An 18788-nucleotide genomic window follows, 5' to 3' on the forward strand; every position below is an offset into this window, starting at 1 on the left:
AATATAAAACAGTTTATTAAGGCACACGATGAGGGAAAGGTTAAATAGAGGAGTGGTTCTATGAAAACACAGACAAAAGAAAGAGCTCAGATCATTTACTCCATGTTGGAAGAAATTCATCAAAACAAGAACATAAATGAAGAACAAATCAATAAGCTAACGGAAGTCGCTCAACTTTTAAAAGAAGATGTTGAGATTGGAGAAAAAACATCTGGTGTGTTAGATGATATGAGTGAATTTGGAGAAAAGGCTCTTCAGTTATCATCAGAACAACAACTAGACGATTACTTGAAGCAAGAAGATCAAAAAGTAGAAGAGTATTATGATCACTTTAAGATGCTGTTTGAAGAAAAATCATAAAAGTATAAGAAGCTGATATCTTGAATGAACCACTTGATATCAGCTTTATTATTGATTTTACTAAGCCTTTAGAAACAATACTGTTTTTGTCGAACGAATATGTTGGCCATTGCATCCTTTATTTTATAAAATTTAATAAAACGACCAGTCGTTTTAAAAGAGGATAGAGGAGTGATTGTGGTGTTAGTCATTAAACGATTTAGTGAGTTAACTTTTAATGAAGCGATCTTGTTATGGAACGAATCGTGGAAGCATTATTTCTCAGATATGACCATGGACCTTAATCGATTCATACTAAAGATTGCTGGTGAAGGGATTTCTTTAGAAAAGTCAGTCGTGGCTGTTTACGATGGCAAGTTAGCAGGGTTTGTGCTGAACAGCTTTCGAACGATCAACGGCAAACGATACGTATGGAACGGTGGAACCGCGATTGCTCCAGCTTTTAGAGGGATGGGTGTAGGTAAGAAGCTTATATCGGTCTGCCTAAAGATATATGAAGAAGAGAAAGTTGAAATCGCAAGGCTCGAAGCCATCAAAGAAAATGAAACTGCTATTAAACTATATGAAAGTATGGGTTATGTGACGTTCGAAGAGCTGACATATCTTCAGCATGAAGGAGTCATTAGCACTTGGAACGATACATGTTCAGATGTAAAGGTGCAGGAAGTATCCATGCATGATATACAACAACTGCCTTTTTTTAAATCTACTACCGCATGGCAGACGCAATTTCAAAGTTTAAAAGATTTTATCTGTGTGATTGGGGTAAAGGAAGAAGTACCACTCGGATACGCCGTTTATAAAAGAATCTATAAAGAAACGGGAGAGCTATCTGCTATCCTACTCTATCAATGTGTGATTGACGATGAGCATGCCTTACAAGAAGACACAGTTAGAGAACTAGTAAAATCGGTATTCGCACCCGCTGAAGGGTCAGTAAAAAGGATGACGATTAATATTCCTAAAAAAGAGGATCACGTAAACCAACTGCTGCGTAAAACAGGGTTTTCGACGTATGTTGAACAAGTACACATGGAACGAGGGATCAGACAAACGAACGACTATCGAGCGGTGAAAACTTTTTCCGAAATAGACTGAAAACTCTGTTATACTTATCAAGGAAGACGTGTCATAAATGGAGGAAGCATCATGCCTAAAGTTTCAGCTGAGTATAAAGAAGAGAAACGCAACCACATTCTTGAGAGCGCCTTAAAATGCTTCAGTGAAAAGGGATATCAAGCTACGATTATTGACGATATAGTGAAAGATTCGAACATTAGTAAAGGTGCGATCTATAACTATTTTGCGAGTAAAGAAGAGATCTATCTTCAGCTGTTAAAAAAGCGTACAGATGAATTTTTTGAAGATATGGAACAAGAGAACGCCTCTCTTAAAAGTGCTAGCAGAAAGCTTGAAAATCTATTCAAACGTTGGAAAAAGCAAGAGTTAAAAGAAGATGATCAGCAGACGATGCGTGTATATATTGAATTCTGGCTCTATGGATCAAGACAAGAAGATCTACGGTCTATTCTTGCAGCACGATACAATCGGTTTATCGATTATATTGTTAAAATCATAGTAGAGGGTCAGGAATCGGGAGAAATCAAAAAAGAGCTGGATCCGCAAAATGTATCACGAATTTTTTGGGCTGTTCGTGATGGTAATGTACTTCATTATTCATTTTTAGGAGAAGAAGAACAGTATCGAATTGCTTGGGATACGATTGAAGAGATGTTTTTAAGCTATGTGAAAACGAAATAAAGAGAAGGCACCATATTTTTTGGTGTCTTTTTTATATGTGCTAAGAGATGCTAGAGAGTAGTGAGGGTATTTGAATATACTAAGACATCGAGATATGTCGACTCGCGGATATATGAGAAAAACTCGCGGGATTAAATCCAAAACTCCATGGTCTTATCATAAATATTTCTTGAATAAACATTCAAAATACCCCGCTACGTATCGATGCTGGTTTGCTTTCTCACCCCAAAATACCACCTATCTTGCTGGAGGCATATTTACTGGCTAGTTTTGTCTAAGGAGTTCCACTTTTGTTGGGATTTATCGACCAAATGGTCCTATCGAGATGATATAAAAAAGAGTAGACTTAGAAGTAACATATTTGTAATGTAACTTTTTATAAGAATATTCGACTACATAAATACATAGAGATAGGGGGCCACCCGAAGTGAAAGAAACGTTCGACCGACTGTATGATGAGTACCATACGGCATTATTTCAATTTATCTTCTATATGGTACGAAATCGTGAATCGGCAGAAGATCTTGTGCAAGAGGTTTATATCCGAGTGTTAAACGCTTACGAAAGTTTCGAAGGCAAAAGTTCAGAGAAAACATGGTTGTATTCCATTGCCAGGCACGTGGCCATTGACTGGCTTAGAAAACAATCAAGACGCAACAAACGGTTCCTATTTTTTGATATAAAAGAAAGTGAGAGTTTATTGCGTGATCAGGATCCCCTTCCAGAAGAGTTAGTTGCAAAAAAAGAGTCTTACAGAGATTTATATACAATGATGAAACGTTGTTCACTCGATCAGCAGCAAGTGCTTGTACTTCGGTACATTCAGTCATTATCGATCTCAGAAACTGCGCAAATATTAAGTTGGACCGAAAGTAAAGTGAAGACCACCCAGCACCGGGCTATAAAAGAATTGCGCAAATGGCTGGATCAGCAACCGGGCCTGGAGGAGGAATTGAAAGATGGAACCAATTAAGTGGGACGAAGAAAAAATTGAACAGCACCTTAAGCATTTGCCCCCGATAAGAGACCGCCGATCCAAGCAGGAGCTCTTCTTAAAGGTTCAGGCAAATATTAATTATAAGGACAATAAGGGAAAGCGGCTTCCTTCATGGAGTCTACCGGCTCTAGCTACAGCTTGCGCGCTCGTCATATTTGGTGTTTTTGCCCCAGATCTGATCAAGAACGGTGTGCAGATGGAAAACTCCAAGGTCGCTGAAAACGATAAGATGGAAGGAAAGTCTTTAGATGACTCAGCGGATAAGGATCAAAACTCAGTTGGAATCATGAAAACTGAACCTTCCGTTGCTTATCATGCACCTTATCTGGATAAAAATATTAAAGCAATGAACAAAGACTGGGTGACTGTAGGTTACTTGGATGAACAAGCACAGCTTGTCATACCTGTAAGTTTTTTAACTGATGCAGATTATTACGTCAATAAAGTAAATAAAGAACTTAACACATTTAATCCAAGCGATGTTGGATTAACAAATAGTCCATTAGAAAAGGCTAAAATAACCGAAGAAGAAGAAACGGTCATTGTTGATTTCCCAAAGGATACGATTAACGAAGCAGAAGAACCATTGCTACAAGCACTCATTTCAATGACTTTTGCCAATGAAGGGCAGAAGGCAAAGGTTGAATTTCGCATGAACGGTGAAAATGGCTATGAATTTCCGCGATATGGTACAGTTTCAGAATGGGATCTTCAGGTTCCAGGAGCTCCGCATTTCCGTTATGACGCACCATCAACAGATTCGTTTATCGTAAGTCTGTTTTCAACGGGGGTAGACGCTAATTCAATGCCAAAAGAGTTTACAGATGCGCTTGAGATGATGGATGATGAGCAAAAGCGTGGACTTAAGCCATTGTTACCAAAAGATACAGTATTAGGTGTGAAAATAATTAACAAGGATGATGTAGAGGTTACATTTCCTGACTCTATAAAATTATCAGCAGATGATACGGAAGACCTGATGATGATCGATGCTATTCTATTAACAGCTGAGAGCTACGGTTTTGAGTCTGTGAAGTTTAATAACACAAAGCTCGATTCAATTGGCCCTTATCAGCTTGATGAAGAGATTGAAGGAGTGACCGGTGCAAACTTCTATCAATGATATACAATGTTGCTTCCCGATAGTAGTTGATCTCCACTCCAGGTGCTTCGCTTTCCGCGGGGCAGACAGTGAACCACATTCGTACGTTTCACGTATAAGTGTCTCACACCTTCCTCTCCAATCAACTGTCATAGACGTAATTTAAAAAGAGAATGCAACAATCTTTTAGAAAAGAATCTAATATAAATACGTATGTCGAAAAAGGCTGCAATTTGCAGTCTTTTTTTTATGAAAAGAAAGTAACTTAAATTCTGTGGCCGACGACTAATAGAGTAAAAGAGTTCATTAAAGAGAGGATGTTATTCATGAAACGTTTACTCGTCGCAGTAGTTTCATTAGGACTCGCAGCTCTGTTGATCTTAGGTGGTGTATCTGCAGCAAAAGCATCTCCATCTTATGATCAAGAAGTGACAGAAACGGCTAAACTCTACAAAGGAGCTCCATTTAAATGGGGTGGCACAACACCAAAAGGATTTGATGCATCAGGGTTTACCACATATATATTCAAAACAACAGTAGTGAACAAAAGTTTGCCAAGAACGGCGGCTGATCAGTATAAAGGCGGCACACCCGTTGCAAAAGGAAAAGAAAAATTAGGTGACCTCGTATTTTTCAAAACAAATGGTAAAAGCGTCTCATTTGTAGGCATCTATATGGGGAATAAAGAGTTTATCGCAGCTACTTCAAAAGGTGTACGGATACAGTCACTCGATGCTAAGTACTGGAAGGGAACGTATGTAGGTTCTAAAAGATATTTACCTGAGTAGATGCGTGTACTGTCCTTGATGTTGAGGGCAGTTTTTTTATATGCGTTCTTATTCTATTCATCATATTGGATAAAAACAAAAGCAATAGGGTCATACTGTTAGTGATGAAAAAGAGGTGTGACAGATGACTATAATTAAGCTTGGTTTTGTGGCGATGAGCATGGAGTTAAAAAATGCTTCTCCGTCCAAAACGATGACCTATAAACAATTCAGCCAGCTGCAGAATAGAGAAGCAGGGTTGAGGAAACTTGAGCGCATATCGCTAGCCAATATAACCAATACGCTACGAGTGTTAAAGCATGCCGTGGCTAACGATGTACGGTTTTATCGAATGACCTCTAGAATCATTCCGCTAGCCAATCATAGTGAGCTCTTAGACTGGGATTATATCACTCCTTTACGTGATGCACTCCATGAGATGGGACAATATGCAAAACAACATAATATGAGGCTAGATTTTCACCCGGACCATTTTGTACTGATCAATTCTCCGAAAAAAGAGATTCTTAAAAATTCTCTAAAGACGCTACAGCTTCACTACAAAATACTTAAAAGCATGGGAATCGATACAGAGCATCGTTGTGTGATGCATGTAGGTGGTAACTATAAAGAAACCGATGTAGCACTTGAACGCTTCGTGCAGAATTGGGGAAGCGTTCCGTTATCGATTCAAAGAATGATCATGCTAGAGAACGACGATACATCTTTTACAATGGCGGATGCACTATACCTATGTGAAAAGCTGCAGATTCCCCTCGTGTTCGATTATCACCATCACCTTGCATACCATCATGACGAGAACTGGATACAGCATTGGCCACGCGTAGTAGAGTCTTGGAAAGCATCACCGTTGCCATTGAAGATGCATATCTCGAGTCCAAAGAGCGAGAAGCAATTTAGGAATCATGCTGACTATGTGGATGTGAATATGTTTTTTGATTTTTTGAAAGAAGTAAAAGGCAGTGTGGAAGAAATAGACTGTATGATTGAATCCAAGAAAAAAGATTTAGCCCTTTTTCAGCTTATGAGGGAAATAAAAGAAAGAAACGATGTTGAAATCATAGATGGAGCATCGTTTCGGCTAAAGTAAAACCTCTGCTACGGCAGAGGTTTTTTTATTTTCCGGGAAATTTGTCGAAAAATTTGTAAATTAAATCGTTGACGAATGAAAAGAAGTGTCACTATAATAAAAATACTTAGTAAACATAAATATATAAAAAGTATAAAATATAAATTCAGGAGGAACACGAAATGAAAAAAGTAATCATGATAACAGGAGCTTCAAAAGGTTTAGGTAAAGCGCTTTCTCTATATTTTGCCCGGGAAGGTTATAATTTGGCGATATGCGCAAGAAACGAAGATGCCCTTCAAAGTGTGAAGAGTGAAGCGATTAAGCTTGGAGCAGACGTTCTAGCGATAGAAGCAGATATGTCGAAGTCAAAAGATGTAGAACGATTCGTAGCTCTGGCAGAAGAGCACTTTGGAGTAATAGATGTTTTAATTAACAATGCATCCATCATAGGTCCTAGCCCAATTCCTTATTTACTTGATTATCCAGAACAGGATTTTGAAGAAGTTCTTCGCGTAAATACAATCGGACCATTTTTAGTAACAAGAAGAGTGTTACCGATCATGCTGCAAAAACAACAGGGAAGCATCATTAATATTACATCAGAAGCGGGAGCAACTGGTTATGCAGGTTGGGGGGCATATGGAATCTCAAAATTTGCACTTGAAGGGTTGACCGAAACATGGGCAGACGAAGTTAGTGAATCTGGTGTACGTGTGAACATGGTTGATCCTGGTGAGATGGATACAGACATGCATGCACGTGCTGTACCTGATTGTGATTATGAGCTTGCAAAGCCTGAAGATCTGACGGCTGTTTTTGGATACTTAGCATCAGATGCCTCTTCCCTCATTACCGGCAAGCGATTTGAAGCACAGATGTTTCAGCTTGAGGGGAGTGAGTTTTAATGGAAACAGCGATGAAGTTTGAGGTTCCAGATGAACTAAATGCAATAGAACCACCAGAACGAAGAGGATTACGCAGAGATTATGTGAAAATGATGGTGCTCGACAAAAACACAGGAAAGACAGATCATACACAATTCTACCAACTGGACCGTTATTTGAAAAAAGGTGATCTGCTCGTACTTAACGCGAGCCGAACAGTTCCAGCAGTTTTAAAGAGTCGAAAAGAAGCTGATGGCTCTGAGGTAGAGATCCGACTGGCTCACAGGAAGAATGAATCAATATGGGAAGCACTTCCCGTTAGCGGAACTGTAAAAGAGGGTGATATCATCCGTTTTTCTCCAACATTAACGGCTGCTATTATCGAACAGTCAGAAGACACACCTTTTGTATCATTAGCCTTTAATCTATGCTGCTCTTCGCTGTTCAACCAAATCTATGATTTAGGAGAACCCGTCAGGTACGAATACATCCAGAAGCCTTGGAATCTAGATTACTATCAAACGGTTTTCGCAACCATTCCAGGGTCTGTAGAGATGCCTTCTGCTGGAAGGGCGTTCAGTTGGGAGCTTCTGTTTCGACTTCAGAAAAAAGGCGTTAAGATCGCTTATATTACGCTTCATACGGGATTAAGTTATTTGCTGGATGATAAGTGGCATAAAGGACCAGATAAAAACTTCGAAAACTATCATATCCCGAATGAAACGGCAGACCTTATTTCTGAAACGAAAAACAATGGAGGTCGCGTCATAGCAGTTGGTACAACAGTTGTAAGAACGCTAGAGACAGTCGCGGAACAAAACGGAAGGGTCCAGGCAGCTTGTGGATGGACGAATCTATATATTACTGAAAATACGAAACTGGCCGTATGTGATGGATTAATTACAGGGATGCATGAACCGGAGGCGAGTCATCTGCAATTGCTTTCTGCATTCGTAGACCGATCCAAGTTATATAAAGCTTACAATGATGCGATTCAAAAGCGATATCTCTGGCACGAGTTTGGCGATATGAATCTAATTCTGTAAGTGAGAAAATCATGATGCTGCATCATATCGGTCTCTACGTAAGTGATATGAAAAAGTCTAGTGAATTCTATGAAAAGATTCTACCTATCGAAAAGAAAGAAAGTTTCATGTGGAACGATACAGAGCTAGGTTTTTTAATAGGGGAAGGATTTCAGCTTGAATTGATGCCTAAGTCAGGAAATTATGCTACATGCAGTCATATCGCATTTAGTGTGATCTCTGTAACGGAGAAAATCAAAGAACTATCTCAGGAGGAAATCTTTCTAACAGAAGGACCGTATGACCTTCCTAACGGTTGGAGAACTGTTTTTTATGAAGGTCCAGACGGAGAAGAGATTGAATTTATACAAACTACCAACCCTCTAGTACTTCATCCCAAAGAAAATTAGAAAATAATATATAGAATAAGATAACAGGAGTAATCAAATGATTAAAGGACTTTACGAAGCACATTTACCGGTAAGTAATCTTAAAACGTCCATAGATTTTTATAAGAAACTAGATTTAGAAATCGCGTATCAACAAGAAAATTTAGTTTTTTTCTGGATTGAGAAAGGAAGAAGTTGGTTAGGGTTATGGGAAACAGACAAGGTTAAAACACCCTATCACCCATCGTTAAGACATATCGCTTTTCAGATTGATAGAGATGATATGTTAAATATAAAGAGGTGGTTAGAAGAAAGGGCTATAGAAGTCTCTACTAATTTTGGATTTTCACCTGAAAAACAACCTTTAGTATTACCAAATAACCCACAAGCTCACGCAGCCATTTATTTTAAAGATCCAGATGGAAATAGCATCGAATTAATGGCTCCTTTAAGATTGGATGTTAAAGAAGAATTTAATATGATGACATTAGATGAATGGAATCTAACCAAATAAATGATTTCAACTACAAAGAAGCACAGTATAAAATGAGTCGCAAAAAAAGAGCTACCTCCTAACTATGAAAAGCTCTCATTAAAAATGGACCATCTGGAACTTCAAGTTCTCTATAAGTCTTAAACAGATTTGTTTGGTCGTACGCTACAGATTTAAATTCAATCTTAAGTTCCTTTTCATCTGCGATATAGACGATGGCATAACGCGCTTCGGCAACCTTATTACATCCTAGTGCACCAGGATTCACTAAATGCGTTTGATTTACCTTAAAGTCGTGAAGGATATGATGATGACCAAATCCTATAAAATCATAGGTGAATAAGCCTTTAAAGAGCTCTTTCATAGCTAAAGAATCAGGTTTACTTACAATCGGCATAAAGGGATCTTCAGATATTGGAGATTCCTTTTTTCCATGTTTATAAGGATAGTGTGTGATGAGAAAACGAAAACCTTCTTCCTCAAATATTAGTTCTCGGGGAAGAGTGCTTAAAATATGAGCATAAGTATCCGTTAGCTGGTCGGCAATCCATTGATGATGTTGTTTCGCATGCCAGTGACTCTTAGGGTGAGGCAGACCATATTTTAACGCCAAAATCGATTCATCATGATTTCCCGTAACCATCTTAATAGATGGCAAGTTACATAACCGTTCAAGCACCTCGTTTGTAAACGGACCGATCCCAATCATGTCACCGCCACTAATAAAACGAGAGATTCCCAATCTTGTAGCGTCATCAATAACAGCTTGAAGAGCATCTAAATTACCGTGAATATCTGTAAAATAAGCAAAAAGAGGTTTCAACATATTTCCACCTTCAACAAATTATCTTTTATAATGAAATAAGCTTATTCTTGCAAAAAGACCAGGAGGTTAAGGAATTGAGAAAGAAGTTAGGTTTTATTTTTGAATTAGTCTTATTTCTTATTGCCCTATTAAGTATGTTGTACTTTATCTACATAGATGAGTGGAAGAGTATTTATTTCTTAACATTCCTAATCGTAGCTGTTGGTTCTGCTTTGAGGTTATTTAAAAATATTTAAGACGTAGATAGATAGGATTTGTATGAAAGAAAAATATTGCCCTCACCAATTTTTTATACTAGTTTAAGCTGCTTCTTGCAAAAAGCACTTTATTAATTGTTTGTTGCTTTTAACTCCTTGTCACCTTTGCTATTGATTGGAGTGGAAGGTGCGAGACTCCTACGGGACAGGCGGACAGCTGAGACACTTAAGAGTGAAACGTACGAATGTGGCTCAGCGTCTGCCCCGTGGAAACGAGCAGCCTGGAACAGAAATCAACACTTCCAAAAGCAACAAAGTTTTCGAAAACAGCCTTATAAAAAGACTTAGGGGGTTAAGAAAATGAGAGTGAAGTTTGCCTTTATTTTAGATTGTATTATTATTTTAGCTGCTTTGTTAAGCATCTTTTACTTAATCTTCATAGGTGAGTGGAGTAACATATTTTTTATTTCGTGTTTAATCCTAGGTCTTAACTCCATAATTAGCATATCAAAAGAAGTAAAAGAAGGTTTTAAATGAATCTTGATAGACACTAAAAAATATAGCCCCTCACAAGGGGCTATATTTATTTTAAGAATCGCAGCAGATCACCATATATGATTCGATCTGACTGATCAAGTTCCTCTTTTGCCTGCTCAATGTATGACTTGCACTTATCTTCTTCTACTGGTGCTCCAAATGGTTTTACATAACAAGTCTCATTTGTATAAATATAGTTGTCTGTAATGAAGGAGCCGTTACGGAGCACGGTTAGTTCATGATGATCTTTTGAGAAAAGATCGGTTCCAAAATGAACGTCATCCTTCGACTCAATTCCAAGCAAGTGTAATAGAGTAGGTTTGAGATCAATCTGTCCGCCAACTGTATCTAACTGCTTCCCTTTTTTCCCTGGAACGTGAATGAATAAGGGTACTTGCTGCAGTTCCACTTGATTGTAAGCAGTAAGTGTTGCTTTGCTCAACACATCTGCCATCGCTTCTTGATGCCGTTCTGATATTCCATAATGGTCCCCATATACGACAACGACTGAATTCTCATATAATCCAGAGCTCTTCAGTTCTTCAAAAAACTGGCGCAGTGCTTCGTCCGCGTAGCGAACGGTTGTAAAATAGCGGCTAACCGTTCCATCATCTACAGGATAAGGCTCAATCCACTGTTCTTTTTCATGAATTAAATATGGATGATGATTGGTTAGGGTAATAAATCGGGCATAAAAGGGCTGAGGCAGCTTCTTTAAATACGGCATGGATTGTTTAAAGAAAGGTATATCTTTAAGTCCATAGTTAATCGAGTTATCGTCCGTTACATGATAATATTCTTCACTATAAAACTTGTCATAGCCCATCGTTTTATAGATAACGTCTCGGTTCCAAAAGCTTTTATTATTGCCGTGAAAAACAGCTGAATAATAGCCACTTGATTTTAAAATCTCAGGCATTGCGTTGTATTCATTTAATGGGTGTGTTTGGAAAACAGCACCTCTTGGCAGTGGATATAGGGAATTATCGATTAAAAACTCAGAATCAGATGTCTTTCCCTGTCCTGTTTGATGATAGAAGTTATTAAAATAATAGCTAGATTCAGCAAGTTCATTTAAAAAGGGAGTAACTTCTTTACCGTTTATTTTGTAGTTTAGTACAAAATTTTGGGTGGATTCTAGGGATACCATGATTACGTTTTTCCCTTTTGCAATTCCATAGAGCTCGGGGTCGTTAGCTGTTTCTTTTTTCACATTTGAGAGAATCTCCTCTGCATCCATGTTGCTCGCTAGTGCTTTTTGCATAGAAGACTTCGATTGAAGCATGATGTCGTACAGATGATAATTGAACGTTCCTAAGCTCTTCACAAGTATTTCTCTGTCAAATGTACGGGTTAAAAGCTGTGGTCGGTTAATTTCTGCAAGGATCAAATGAACGGCAAATACAGCCACACCACATAAAAATATTCTTCTGCGATCTACAGGTTTTAATAGATGATCAGCCTTCCATCTTGTCTGCTTTAATAGATATGCTAATAGAAACAAATCAACAAAAAAGAAGATGTCTGTTACATAGACCAGTTCATAAACACTGTTTCCGATATCTCCAACATTCTTGGTTTGAAACAGTACCGGGATCGTAAGGAAGTCCGTAAAGAATCGATAATAGACGACGTTCGCATACAAGATAAAACTATAAATGAAGGACAGCCATAGAATGATTCGACTTCTTTTACCAGGTGAAGCAAGGTTAGCTAAACAAAAATAGAGTACGAGAAAACTGAGCGGATTTAAAAATAATAAAATTTCTTGCAGGAAATGATCGATAGGCAGCGTAAATGAAACTTTATAAACAATATAGGTTTTCAACCAAAGCAAAGAAATAGCCAGGAAGATTGCTGCGTGTTTTGTTTTAGGATTCATATGTATAACCCTCCTGTAGTGAAACGGAAATCTTTACCATTGTAGGCTATTTCTCGAAAGATTAAAAGTGATAGAGGACCTTTTTTTAAGTACAGAAAGAAATAGGAGAAACGATGACACCACTACAAGGCTTCCATCATATCGAAATTAATGTGAAGAATCTGAGGAAAACGAGTGAGTTTTATGAATGGCTGATGCCAGAGTTAGGTTTTTCTCTATTTCAGGAATGGGAAAATGGTTTTAGCTACAAGATAGAATCGTCTTATCTTGTTTTTGTACAAACAGAAGAAATGTATATGGACATCCCTTTTCACCGAAAGCGTTCAGGACTTAATCACCTGGCCTTTTGGGCTAAATCACGTGCGCAAATAGAGCACCTTCGTGTACAATTGAAGAAGAAAAATATTTCCTTTTTATATGAGGACAAGTTTCCTTATGCAGGTGGAGAAAATCATTATGCTTTATTCTTTGAAGATCCAGATCGATTAAAAATTGAAATCGTTGCGCCGAGGTGAATAAAGATATGATAGAACAAGAAAAAGAAACAAAGCAAAAAAGTGAATGGGTTAGCTGGTTAAAGGCGATTGGATTTGCTTTAGTCTTTGTATTTATCACAAAAGCCTATTTCTTTGCTCCATATATGGTAGAAGGTGCATCTATGTCACCTACTCTTCACGATCAAGAAAAGCTGTATGTTAATAAAATTGTTTATGCGTTTTCTGAGCCCCAAAAAGGCGATATTGTTATCATTAAAGGTGACGATAAGCGGTACGTAAAACGAGTGATAGGTTTAGAAGGTGACGTTATTCAAATGAAGAGTGACAGCCTTTATGTAAATAATAAAAAAGTGAAAGAGTCTTATCTTCAAGAAAATAAATCAGAAGCGAAAAGCTTAGGGGTGTACCTAACGGAGGATTTTGGTCCACTGAAAGTCCCAAAAGGGAAAGTTTTCGTAATGGGCGACAACCGTCTTAATAGTATGGATTCACGAAACGGGCTAGGTTTGATCGAAACGAAAGCAATCGAAGGTCGTTCTGAAGTCGTCATCTACCCTTTTTCAGAAATGCGTGCAACCCAATAACAAAAGTGCAGCCAGGCTGCGCTTTTTATTTTTATAAAAGGAGTATGTGAGATGAACCGATGCAAGTGGAGTGAAGAAAGCGAGATGCTGCAACAGTATCATGATAACGAATGGGGTCAGTATGTGGTTGGAGACAATGCCTTATTCGAATGCTTAACACTAGAGCTGTTTCAATCTGGCTTAAGCTGGAAGACCATTCTTCACAAAAGAGAGAACTTCAGGCAAGCCTTTGCGCAGTTTGAGGTAGAAAAGGTCATGCAGTTTGGGGAGAAAGAGATTGAAGCACTACTAAATGATGCTGGGATCGTTAGGCATAGAAAAAAAATCCAAGCAACGATTGAAAACGCGAAGAGAGTTCATGCACTAATAAAAGAGTTTGGCAGTTTTGAAGAGTTTTTAAAACAATTGCCACATGAAACAGCAGAAAAACAAAAAGTGTTGAGAAAAACCTTTAAGCACGTTGGCTTAACAACGGCAGAAAGCTTTTTAGAAGCTACAGGGAGGATACAAGCCTCCCATAGTGAGCAATGCTTCATGGTAACCAAATAGAGTCATTTCATAGTTGTCCTGCATAAGCTAAAGCGGGAGGTATGATGATGCCTTATGAGATCTATATTTCAACAACAAGAAAAAGACTAGCCCTCGTAAAAGATGGGAAAGTAATCAAACGCTACCCGATAGGTGTGGGCAAAATCCTGACACCTACACCTACAGGAACCTATACGATAATTAATAAAGCACCTAACCCAGGAGGACCGTATGGAGTCATGTGGATGGGGCTCTCACGTCCTCACTACGGCATACATGGCACAGATACACCATCATCCATCGGCAAAAACGTATCCAAAGGATGTGTGCGGATGCATAATAATCATGTTTTGGAATTATCGCAGATCGTGCCAATTGGGACGAAGGTGGTTATAAGGGCATAAAAAATAACCCTAATGGGTTATTTTTTTAAGTACCTGGTGGATTATTTTCGACCTTCATAAGAGTAAACTTAACTAATGATAAAGTTAATAAACTAGGACTATTACTTGGTGGGTTATTCTCTACAGCTACAGATGGAGAAGTACCTGGAGGGTTATTTTCTACTAAAGCTATCTTAATTGGTATTACAAGGGAAAGTATAAGGATACTAGATATTAAAAATTTCTTAATACTTTTCATTGTTAAACCTCCTATTTAAAAGATATTTTTTCTAGCATTGTTAGCTATTCGATAATACAGACTAGACTTTTTATATAGACCTTGGTCAAAGTAAATATCAGCTAGCAATTCTGAGTACAAAGCCTCGTATTCTAGTATACCCTTTTTTTCAAAAAATGGTATTGCAGATTTACTTAAAAAAAGCTGTAATTCAGAGTCATCTGATACGTTAACTTTATACTCCAGTATTCTCAGATGATAGTATACTTCATCTACTTCGGTAACTTTTGTTAATCCTTTAGTAATTAATATCTTAGCTTGTTTAATGTTACCTAATTCAAAGTATTCCGAAGCTAGAAGATATATTGTATTTGCTGAGTGTTGAACAGATTGACTTTCTTTATAAATCATACTCTTCTCGAGGAATTTTATAGCCTTGTTATGATTCTTTTGGCATGATGCGACATAACCTAAGTTATGGTAAATGATACCACTTGTAGCATCATCTTTAAAAAGAGTAGAGTATTTTAATGCTAAATTTAAGTGATAATTAGCTTTATCGTAGTTTCTGGCTCTACGATAACTTAGTCCTAATAGAATTTGACAGTCAGCACTCCTAGAATAACAATATTCTCTATCAAATATTGCAATCGCTTTATATGCATAATTCGCTACACTGCTAATACGAAGCAAATGATTATGTGTGAGCCCCATAAAGTAATATACTATCGCTGCTTCTATATCTATTATATTTGATGTTTGGGTAAATTGTTTGTCAGCTTTATAAAAATAGTCAAGTGCACTTTGATACATCTTAATAAAATTGTAATACATTCCGGTGAATGTATAATAGTAAAATTTCAAATCATTTGGCAATTGAGTTAACAGCTCAGATACTCTATCCAATTCTTCTTTTGCTGCCTCAGCATCGGGATTGTCACAAACAATATAATGTCTAGCATTAAATAATTGATACCTAAGTAATAAATTCGGTTCACTAACACCTTCCAATTTGTCAATAAGAGATGTCCTGAAAATTCGTGCTTCCTCAAACTGCCGATTAACCATCATCATATTCCACTCATTTAACATCTCAAGGATCTTACTTTCGTCCACTTCCTCCGGCGAAATACCTAGACGTTCGCAAAGCAGATTAATGACTTCTTCGCTTGATTTGGCGTCCCCTTTCTCAATTTTACTCAAGTATGAGACAGAGCAAATTCCCTGTGCCAGCTCTTCCTGGGTTAGGCCTTTGGTTTTTCTATAATATCTTATTCGTTGACCGACCATAAAATCCCCCTTTCAGAACTTGGGAAAATTGTCATGCAGAACCCTCACTAAACAAGTATCTATCCTACCATTTTTCCCAATACAGAATAAATGGAATGTCTGATAAGATAAATATAACAGAAAATACAAAGTTTTTGCTAGAAATTGATAATTTTGAAAAGAACGATTTACATAAATCCTATGTCAGCACCGAGCCGGCGTCAAATTTGAAGGGAGAGAGTACTATGGCTAAAATGTATCAATTATCATCACGAACTGCAGAGAAGAATCAATCGCTGTATGTCTCACGTGATCCTGAAGTGGCCGGAAGTATAGTAAGAAATGAGGAAGGCGCTTTTGCCTACTCCGAAGTATTCATGGACAAACAGAAGAATTACTGGTTCTCCAAGAAGGTAGATGATCAGTCAAGGGACCACAAGCTCTTCATCTTTGACCATAAAAACGGCTGCTTGAAATCTCAAGTTATTAAAGGACAACCCAACTTTTATGAATTCGAATCAAGTGTTGTAGTCGCTTGTGAAGGTGATGGTTCAAAAGGCTCAGTCTTAATCTTTTCTAAAGATGGCCCTGAGTTAGTAAAAGAGTGGAAAGTGAATGGCTTCCTATGGGAAGTAGAGATGAACCAAGATGTTCTCTACATTTCTTCCTATATTGTTGAAGAAGATCAAGCGGTTCTTTACATCATCCGCAACGGGAAGAAAAAGCGTATAAATCTAGGAAGTAACATGGCACCTACTGATATTTTATGTCATGAAGATCTTGTATACGTTTCAGGTGCTCCCGTTCTAAACGGGGACCCAAAGAAGATCATGGTGTTGAATGACAAAGATAAAGTGGTTACAGAATACAAGCTATCCATTTCCCCACGTGCCCTATATCAAGTAGATGATCAACTTTTAGTCTACGAATTGGATCTTGCAACGGGAAAGAGTGAGCGAATCGTATACATCGATATGAAGACAGGTGAACAAAAGGAGCATGATATTCCACATTCGAAGATCGTCGAATGTACGGATGATTCTCTGTCTTTGTTAGAACAAAACAGCAAGACGCTATACACGTGGGATCATTGCAAATGTTGCATTGTGAACACTCAAAAAGTAGCTGAACAAACTAAAGTCATATAGTTTAGTAATTTAACGTCATATAATTGTAGAAAAGTCCTGGCATTCAAGCGCAGGACTTTTTTTCATGTCCAGAAAATAGCTGTATAAGGGGGAATGGCTATGAAGTGGGAAGGTGCAAGTTGTATTTGTGTGAATGATGGAAAGCTATTGATGGTTTTACAAGGAGCAGCAGATGAGGAGAAGACGTGGAGTGTTCCTTCTGGAGGTAGAGAAGGCAACGAGAGTCTTGAGGAATGCGGCATTCGTGAAGTGTGGGAAGAAACGGGTTATGACGTAAAAATTGTTAGAAAGCTACATATTAAAGAAGGAATCTCTCAAAGCATCCATTTTAACGTTCACTATTTTTTAACAGATCTAGTGAGCGGTTCTTCGGTCATTCAAGATCCAGATGGTTTAATACACGATATAAGGTGGGTATCCTTGAAAGAGTTAGAGACGCTTACCTTAACCTTTCCAGAAGACCGAGAACTTTTACAAAGCTATCTGGCACCAACTAAAGAAATAATATAGTGTTTGTTCACATTTTTATAAGGGAACTCTAATGGAGGAGGATGACAGTGAAACCGATATTCGCAGAAAAGGAAGACCTTAACCGTTTGTTGGAATGGTGTAGTGACGCTCCAGAATATCAGAAGAAACTTTCTCAATATTTAGAGGATCGTGATGATACAAGCGTTGTGATAGTAGAAGAACATGAAATATTAGCCATTGCATTGTTAAAGGTACAGGAAACCGAAAAGAAGGGTTATATCTGGATTTATTCAAAGAATAAAAATTTGCAGAGTCATCCTGATATCATGCAATTCTCACTAAACTGGTTAAGAAAACAAGGCGCTAAAGAATATAACGTTATCTAAAAGCGATCATTATATAAAGGATGGATCATTCTATGGAAGAAACAAGTGTTTATAGTTGGAAGTGGCATCGTCATGTGTGTCATGAAGAAACAATTCATGACTTGATCGCAGATACGAAAGGCTGTAAAAATTGGCTGCGTAACATTAAAGAAGATAAGGTCAACTATTTAAGGATTGAAAGAGACAGTGACGGTGATCAAATTGTTCGTGGATCACTTACGTATAAACAGGATCCGGAGAATCAATCTGATTTTAAAGTTTTTCATTTTTATATACGTCCCAAATCCTTAATAACAGTGGGCTTAGACCTTTCAAGTATCCAAGGGGATCACCGTGATTCTTGTGATCATATGATTCTGGAAGAAAAGACACCTGTGGAAGGTTTTTTAATATTACTGGGTGAATTAATTAATCACTTTTTGGACGGTATTGACGCTCTGGAAATTAAGCTCAAGGAGCTGCAACGTGATGTTCAAAGAAACAATCATACCAATCTATTGAACAGCATCTATGATCGACGAATCGAGCTTATTAACTGGAGTGACTTAACACTTCCGGTTCATGAAACGCAGATGGCTATTAAGGAAGCATTTCTGGATGACATTACAGAAACACGAGCGTATAAGCGAATTGAAACTAGGATCGATCGAACAACTTCGCTTCTTTCTCATTACAGACAGGACATCGATACTTTGTTAAACCTTGAAGAAGTTCTTTCTTCTCATCGAGGAAATGAAATAATGAAAACATTAACTGTTTTTACCGTCATTTTCACTCCTGGAATGGTTCTAGGGGCAGTCTGGGGTATGAACTTCAAGAATATGCCAGAACTTGATTGGAAATTTGGTTACCTTTACGCTATGATTTCAATCGTTGTCTCCACATTAGGCATATATATCTGGCTAAGAATGAAGGGGTGGACAGGAGATTTATTAAAAGGAAAGAAAAGTAGAAAACATTTTGACTAAATA

At 37.8% G+C, this 18788-nt stretch carries 23 protein-coding genes; 19 read left to right on the forward strand and 4 right to left on the reverse strand.

Annotated elements, in window-relative coordinates; all coding sequences use genetic code 11:
* The first annotated feature begins 60 nt into the window (after nucleotides 1–60).
* From IHV10_RS21320 to IHV10_RS21370, 11 genes are all read left to right on the forward strand, one after another.
* Nucleotides 61–360, forward strand: coding sequence for a hypothetical protein (locus IHV10_RS21320; protein WP_197134298.1), 300 nt, complete (start codon nucleotides 61–63; stop codon nucleotides 358–360).
* 180 nt (nucleotides 361–540) lie between these two features.
* The gene (locus IHV10_RS21325; protein ID WP_197134301.1) at nucleotides 541–1458 is read left to right on the forward strand and encodes a GNAT family N-acetyltransferase; all 918 of its coding nucleotides are present in this window, start codon (nucleotides 541–543) and stop codon (nucleotides 1456–1458) included.
* Nucleotides 1459–1509: 51 nt separating this feature from the next.
* Nucleotides 1510–2121 carry a TetR/AcrR family transcriptional regulator gene (locus IHV10_RS21330; RefSeq protein ID WP_197134304.1) on the forward strand — a complete coding sequence of 204 codons (612 nt, stop codon included), beginning with the start codon at nucleotides 1510–1512 and terminating at the stop codon, nucleotides 2119–2121.
* A gap of 427 nt (nucleotides 2122–2548) precedes the next feature.
* Nucleotides 2549–3094 (forward strand): RNA polymerase sigma factor SigX, encoded by a 546-nt coding sequence (sigX, locus tag IHV10_RS21335; RefSeq protein WP_197134307.1) that lies wholly within the window; start codon nucleotides 2549–2551, stop codon nucleotides 3092–3094.
* Nucleotides 3081–4241, forward strand: a complete 1161-nt coding sequence (locus IHV10_RS21340) for a GerMN domain-containing protein (RefSeq protein ID WP_197134310.1) — start codon at nucleotides 3081–3083, stop codon at nucleotides 4239–4241. Before sigX ends, IHV10_RS21340 begins: the two co-directional genes overlap by 14 nt.
* 305 nt (nucleotides 4242–4546) lie before the next feature.
* On the forward strand, nucleotides 4547–5008 hold the full coding sequence (locus IHV10_RS21345) for a C40 family peptidase (RefSeq protein ID WP_197134313.1): 462 nt from the start codon (nucleotides 4547–4549) through the stop codon (nucleotides 5006–5008).
* Between the two features lie 124 nt (nucleotides 5009–5132).
* Entirely contained in the window at nucleotides 5133–6098 is a 966-nt protein-coding gene (uvsE, locus tag IHV10_RS21350) for a UV DNA damage repair endonuclease UvsE (RefSeq protein WP_197134316.1), read from the forward strand.
* A 161-nt stretch (nucleotides 6099–6259) separates the two neighbouring features.
* A complete protein-coding gene (locus IHV10_RS21355; RefSeq protein WP_197134320.1) occupies nucleotides 6260–6985 on the forward strand; it encodes an SDR family NAD(P)-dependent oxidoreductase in 726 nt (241 codons plus the stop codon).
* Complete coding sequence (locus IHV10_RS21360) at nucleotides 6985–8010, forward strand: S-adenosylmethionine:tRNA ribosyltransferase-isomerase (protein WP_197134323.1); 1026 nt, start codon at nucleotides 6985–6987, stop codon at nucleotides 8008–8010. The genes IHV10_RS21355 and IHV10_RS21360 overlap by 1 nt, the downstream gene beginning before the upstream one ends.
* A gap of 11 nt (nucleotides 8011–8021) precedes the next feature.
* Complete coding sequence (locus IHV10_RS21365; protein WP_197134326.1) at nucleotides 8022–8399, forward strand: VOC family protein; 378 nt, start codon at nucleotides 8022–8024, stop codon at nucleotides 8397–8399.
* A gap of 37 nt (nucleotides 8400–8436) precedes the next feature.
* Nucleotides 8437–8892: a VOC family protein gene (locus IHV10_RS21370; protein WP_197134328.1), complete on the forward strand. Its 456-nt coding sequence runs from the start codon at nucleotides 8437–8439 to the stop codon at nucleotides 8890–8892.
* Nucleotides 8893–8950: 58 nt separating this feature from the next.
* Here the strand turns inward: IHV10_RS21370 and IHV10_RS21375 are convergent, their stop codons facing one another.
* Both IHV10_RS21375 and IHV10_RS21380 read right to left on the reverse strand, forming a co-directional pair.
* A complete protein-coding gene (locus IHV10_RS21375; protein ID WP_197134331.1) occupies nucleotides 8951–9697 on the reverse strand; it encodes a metallophosphoesterase family protein in 747 nt (248 codons plus the stop codon).
* Between the two features lie 780 nt (nucleotides 9698–10477).
* Nucleotides 10478–12313: an LTA synthase family protein gene (locus tag IHV10_RS21380; RefSeq protein WP_197134334.1), complete on the reverse strand. Its 1836-nt coding sequence runs from the start codon at nucleotides 12311–12313 to the stop codon at nucleotides 10478–10480.
* Nucleotides 12314–12426: 113 nt separating this feature from the next.
* Here IHV10_RS21380 and IHV10_RS21385 point away from each other — a divergent pair, with 113 nt between their 5' ends.
* From IHV10_RS21385 to IHV10_RS21400, 4 genes are read left to right on the forward strand one after another with little or no spacing between them, the layout of a single operon-like run.
* Nucleotides 12427–12828: a VOC family protein gene (locus IHV10_RS21385; RefSeq protein WP_197134337.1), complete on the forward strand. Its 402-nt coding sequence runs from the start codon at nucleotides 12427–12429 to the stop codon at nucleotides 12826–12828.
* Between the two features lie 8 nt (nucleotides 12829–12836).
* The gene (lepB, locus tag IHV10_RS21390) at nucleotides 12837–13394 is read left to right on the forward strand and encodes a signal peptidase I (protein WP_197134340.1); all 558 of its coding nucleotides are present in this window, start codon (nucleotides 12837–12839) and stop codon (nucleotides 13392–13394) included.
* 51 nt (nucleotides 13395–13445) lie between these two features.
* A complete protein-coding gene (locus tag IHV10_RS21395; RefSeq protein WP_197134343.1) occupies nucleotides 13446–13943 on the forward strand; it encodes a DNA-3-methyladenine glycosylase I in 498 nt (165 codons plus the stop codon).
* 44 nt (nucleotides 13944–13987) lie between these two features.
* Nucleotides 13988–14326: a L,D-transpeptidase gene (locus tag IHV10_RS21400; protein WP_370568862.1), complete on the forward strand. Its 339-nt coding sequence runs from the start codon at nucleotides 13988–13990 to the stop codon at nucleotides 14324–14326.
* 25 nt (nucleotides 14327–14351) lie between these two features.
* Here the strand turns inward: IHV10_RS21400 and IHV10_RS21405 are convergent, their stop codons facing one another.
* Complete coding sequence (locus tag IHV10_RS21405; RefSeq protein WP_197134346.1) at nucleotides 14352–14564, reverse strand: hypothetical protein; 213 nt, start codon at nucleotides 14562–14564, stop codon at nucleotides 14352–14354.
* Between the two features lie 15 nt (nucleotides 14565–14579).
* On the reverse strand, nucleotides 14580–15833 hold the full coding sequence (locus tag IHV10_RS21410) for a helix-turn-helix domain-containing protein (RefSeq protein WP_197134348.1): 1254 nt from the start codon (nucleotides 15831–15833) through the stop codon (nucleotides 14580–14582).
* 224 nt (nucleotides 15834–16057) lie between these two features.
* Between IHV10_RS21410 and IHV10_RS21415 the strand changes: the two genes are divergently transcribed.
* The 4 genes from IHV10_RS21415 (at nucleotide 16058) to IHV10_RS21430 (ending at nucleotide 18785) form a co-directional block, all read left to right on the forward strand.
* Nucleotides 16058–16960, forward strand: coding sequence for a hypothetical protein (locus IHV10_RS21415; RefSeq protein WP_191755210.1), 903 nt, complete (start codon nucleotides 16058–16060; stop codon nucleotides 16958–16960).
* A 99-nt stretch (nucleotides 16961–17059) separates the two neighbouring features.
* Nucleotides 17060–17470: an NUDIX hydrolase gene (locus tag IHV10_RS21420; RefSeq protein ID WP_370629686.1), complete on the forward strand. Its 411-nt coding sequence runs from the start codon at nucleotides 17060–17062 to the stop codon at nucleotides 17468–17470.
* Between the two features lie 47 nt (nucleotides 17471–17517).
* Nucleotides 17518–17817: a hypothetical protein gene (locus IHV10_RS21425; RefSeq protein ID WP_197134352.1), complete on the forward strand. Its 300-nt coding sequence runs from the start codon at nucleotides 17518–17520 to the stop codon at nucleotides 17815–17817.
* A 32-nt stretch (nucleotides 17818–17849) separates the two neighbouring features.
* Nucleotides 17850–18785, forward strand: coding sequence for a magnesium transporter CorA family protein (locus IHV10_RS21430; protein WP_197134354.1), 936 nt, complete (start codon nucleotides 17850–17852; stop codon nucleotides 18783–18785).
* Nucleotides 18786–18788 lie beyond the last annotated feature (3 nt).

The sequence above is a fragment of the Fictibacillus sp. 5RED26 genome, from assembly GCF_015903895.1.
Classification (GTDB): Bacteria; Bacillota; Bacilli; order Bacillales; family Fictibacillaceae; genus Fictibacillus; species Fictibacillus phosphorivorans.

Coding starts and splice junctions, on each gene's coding strand:
- IHV10_RS21345 (WP_197134313.1), top strand. CDS start 4,547: ATGAAACGTTTACTCGTCGCAGTAGTTTCATTAGGACTCGCAGCTCTG.
- IHV10_RS21400 (WP_370568862.1), top strand. CDS start 13,988: ATGATGCCTTATGAGATCTATATTTCAACAACAAGAAAAAGACTAGCC.
- uvsE (WP_197134316.1), top strand. CDS start 5,133: ATGACTATAATTAAGCTTGGTTTTGTGGCGATGAGCATGGAGTTAAAA.
- IHV10_RS21360 (WP_197134323.1), top strand. CDS start 6,985: ATGGAAACAGCGATGAAGTTTGAGGTTCCAGATGAACTAAATGCAATA.
- IHV10_RS21385 (WP_197134337.1), top strand. CDS start 12,427: ATGACACCACTACAAGGCTTCCATCATATCGAAATTAATGTGAAGAAT.
- IHV10_RS21380 (WP_197134334.1), bottom strand. CDS start 12,313: ATGAATCCTAAAACAAAACACGCAGCAATCTTCCTGGCTATTTCTTTG.
- IHV10_RS21365 (WP_197134326.1), top strand. CDS start 8,022: ATGATGCTGCATCATATCGGTCTCTACGTAAGTGATATGAAAAAGTCT.
- IHV10_RS21410 (WP_197134348.1), bottom strand. CDS start 15,833: ATGGTCGGTCAACGAATAAGATATTATAGAAAAACCAAAGGCCTAACC.
- IHV10_RS21430 (WP_197134354.1), top strand. CDS start 17,850: ATGGAAGAAACAAGTGTTTATAGTTGGAAGTGGCATCGTCATGTGTGT.
- IHV10_RS21320 (WP_197134298.1), top strand. CDS start 61: ATGAAAACACAGACAAAAGAAAGAGCTCAGATCATTTACTCCATGTTG.
- IHV10_RS21355 (WP_197134320.1), top strand. CDS start 6,260: ATGAAAAAAGTAATCATGATAACAGGAGCTTCAAAAGGTTTAGGTAAA.
- IHV10_RS21405 (WP_197134346.1), bottom strand. CDS start 14,564: ATGAAAAGTATTAAGAAATTTTTAATATCTAGTATCCTTATACTTTCC.
- IHV10_RS21330 (WP_197134304.1), top strand. CDS start 1,510: ATGCCTAAAGTTTCAGCTGAGTATAAAGAAGAGAAACGCAACCACATT.
- IHV10_RS21370 (WP_197134328.1), top strand. CDS start 8,437: ATGATTAAAGGACTTTACGAAGCACATTTACCGGTAAGTAATCTTAAA.
- IHV10_RS21415 (WP_191755210.1), top strand. CDS start 16,058: ATGGCTAAAATGTATCAATTATCATCACGAACTGCAGAGAAGAATCAA.
- IHV10_RS21395 (WP_197134343.1), top strand. CDS start 13,446: ATGAACCGATGCAAGTGGAGTGAAGAAAGCGAGATGCTGCAACAGTAT.
- IHV10_RS21340 (WP_197134310.1), top strand. CDS start 3,081: ATGGAACCAATTAAGTGGGACGAAGAAAAAATTGAACAGCACCTTAAG.
- IHV10_RS21420 (WP_370629686.1), top strand. CDS start 17,060: ATGAAGTGGGAAGGTGCAAGTTGTATTTGTGTGAATGATGGAAAGCTA.
- lepB (WP_197134340.1), top strand. CDS start 12,837: ATGATAGAACAAGAAAAAGAAACAAAGCAAAAAAGTGAATGGGTTAGC.
- IHV10_RS21375 (WP_197134331.1), bottom strand. CDS start 9,697: ATGTTGAAACCTCTTTTTGCTTATTTTACAGATATTCACGGTAATTTA.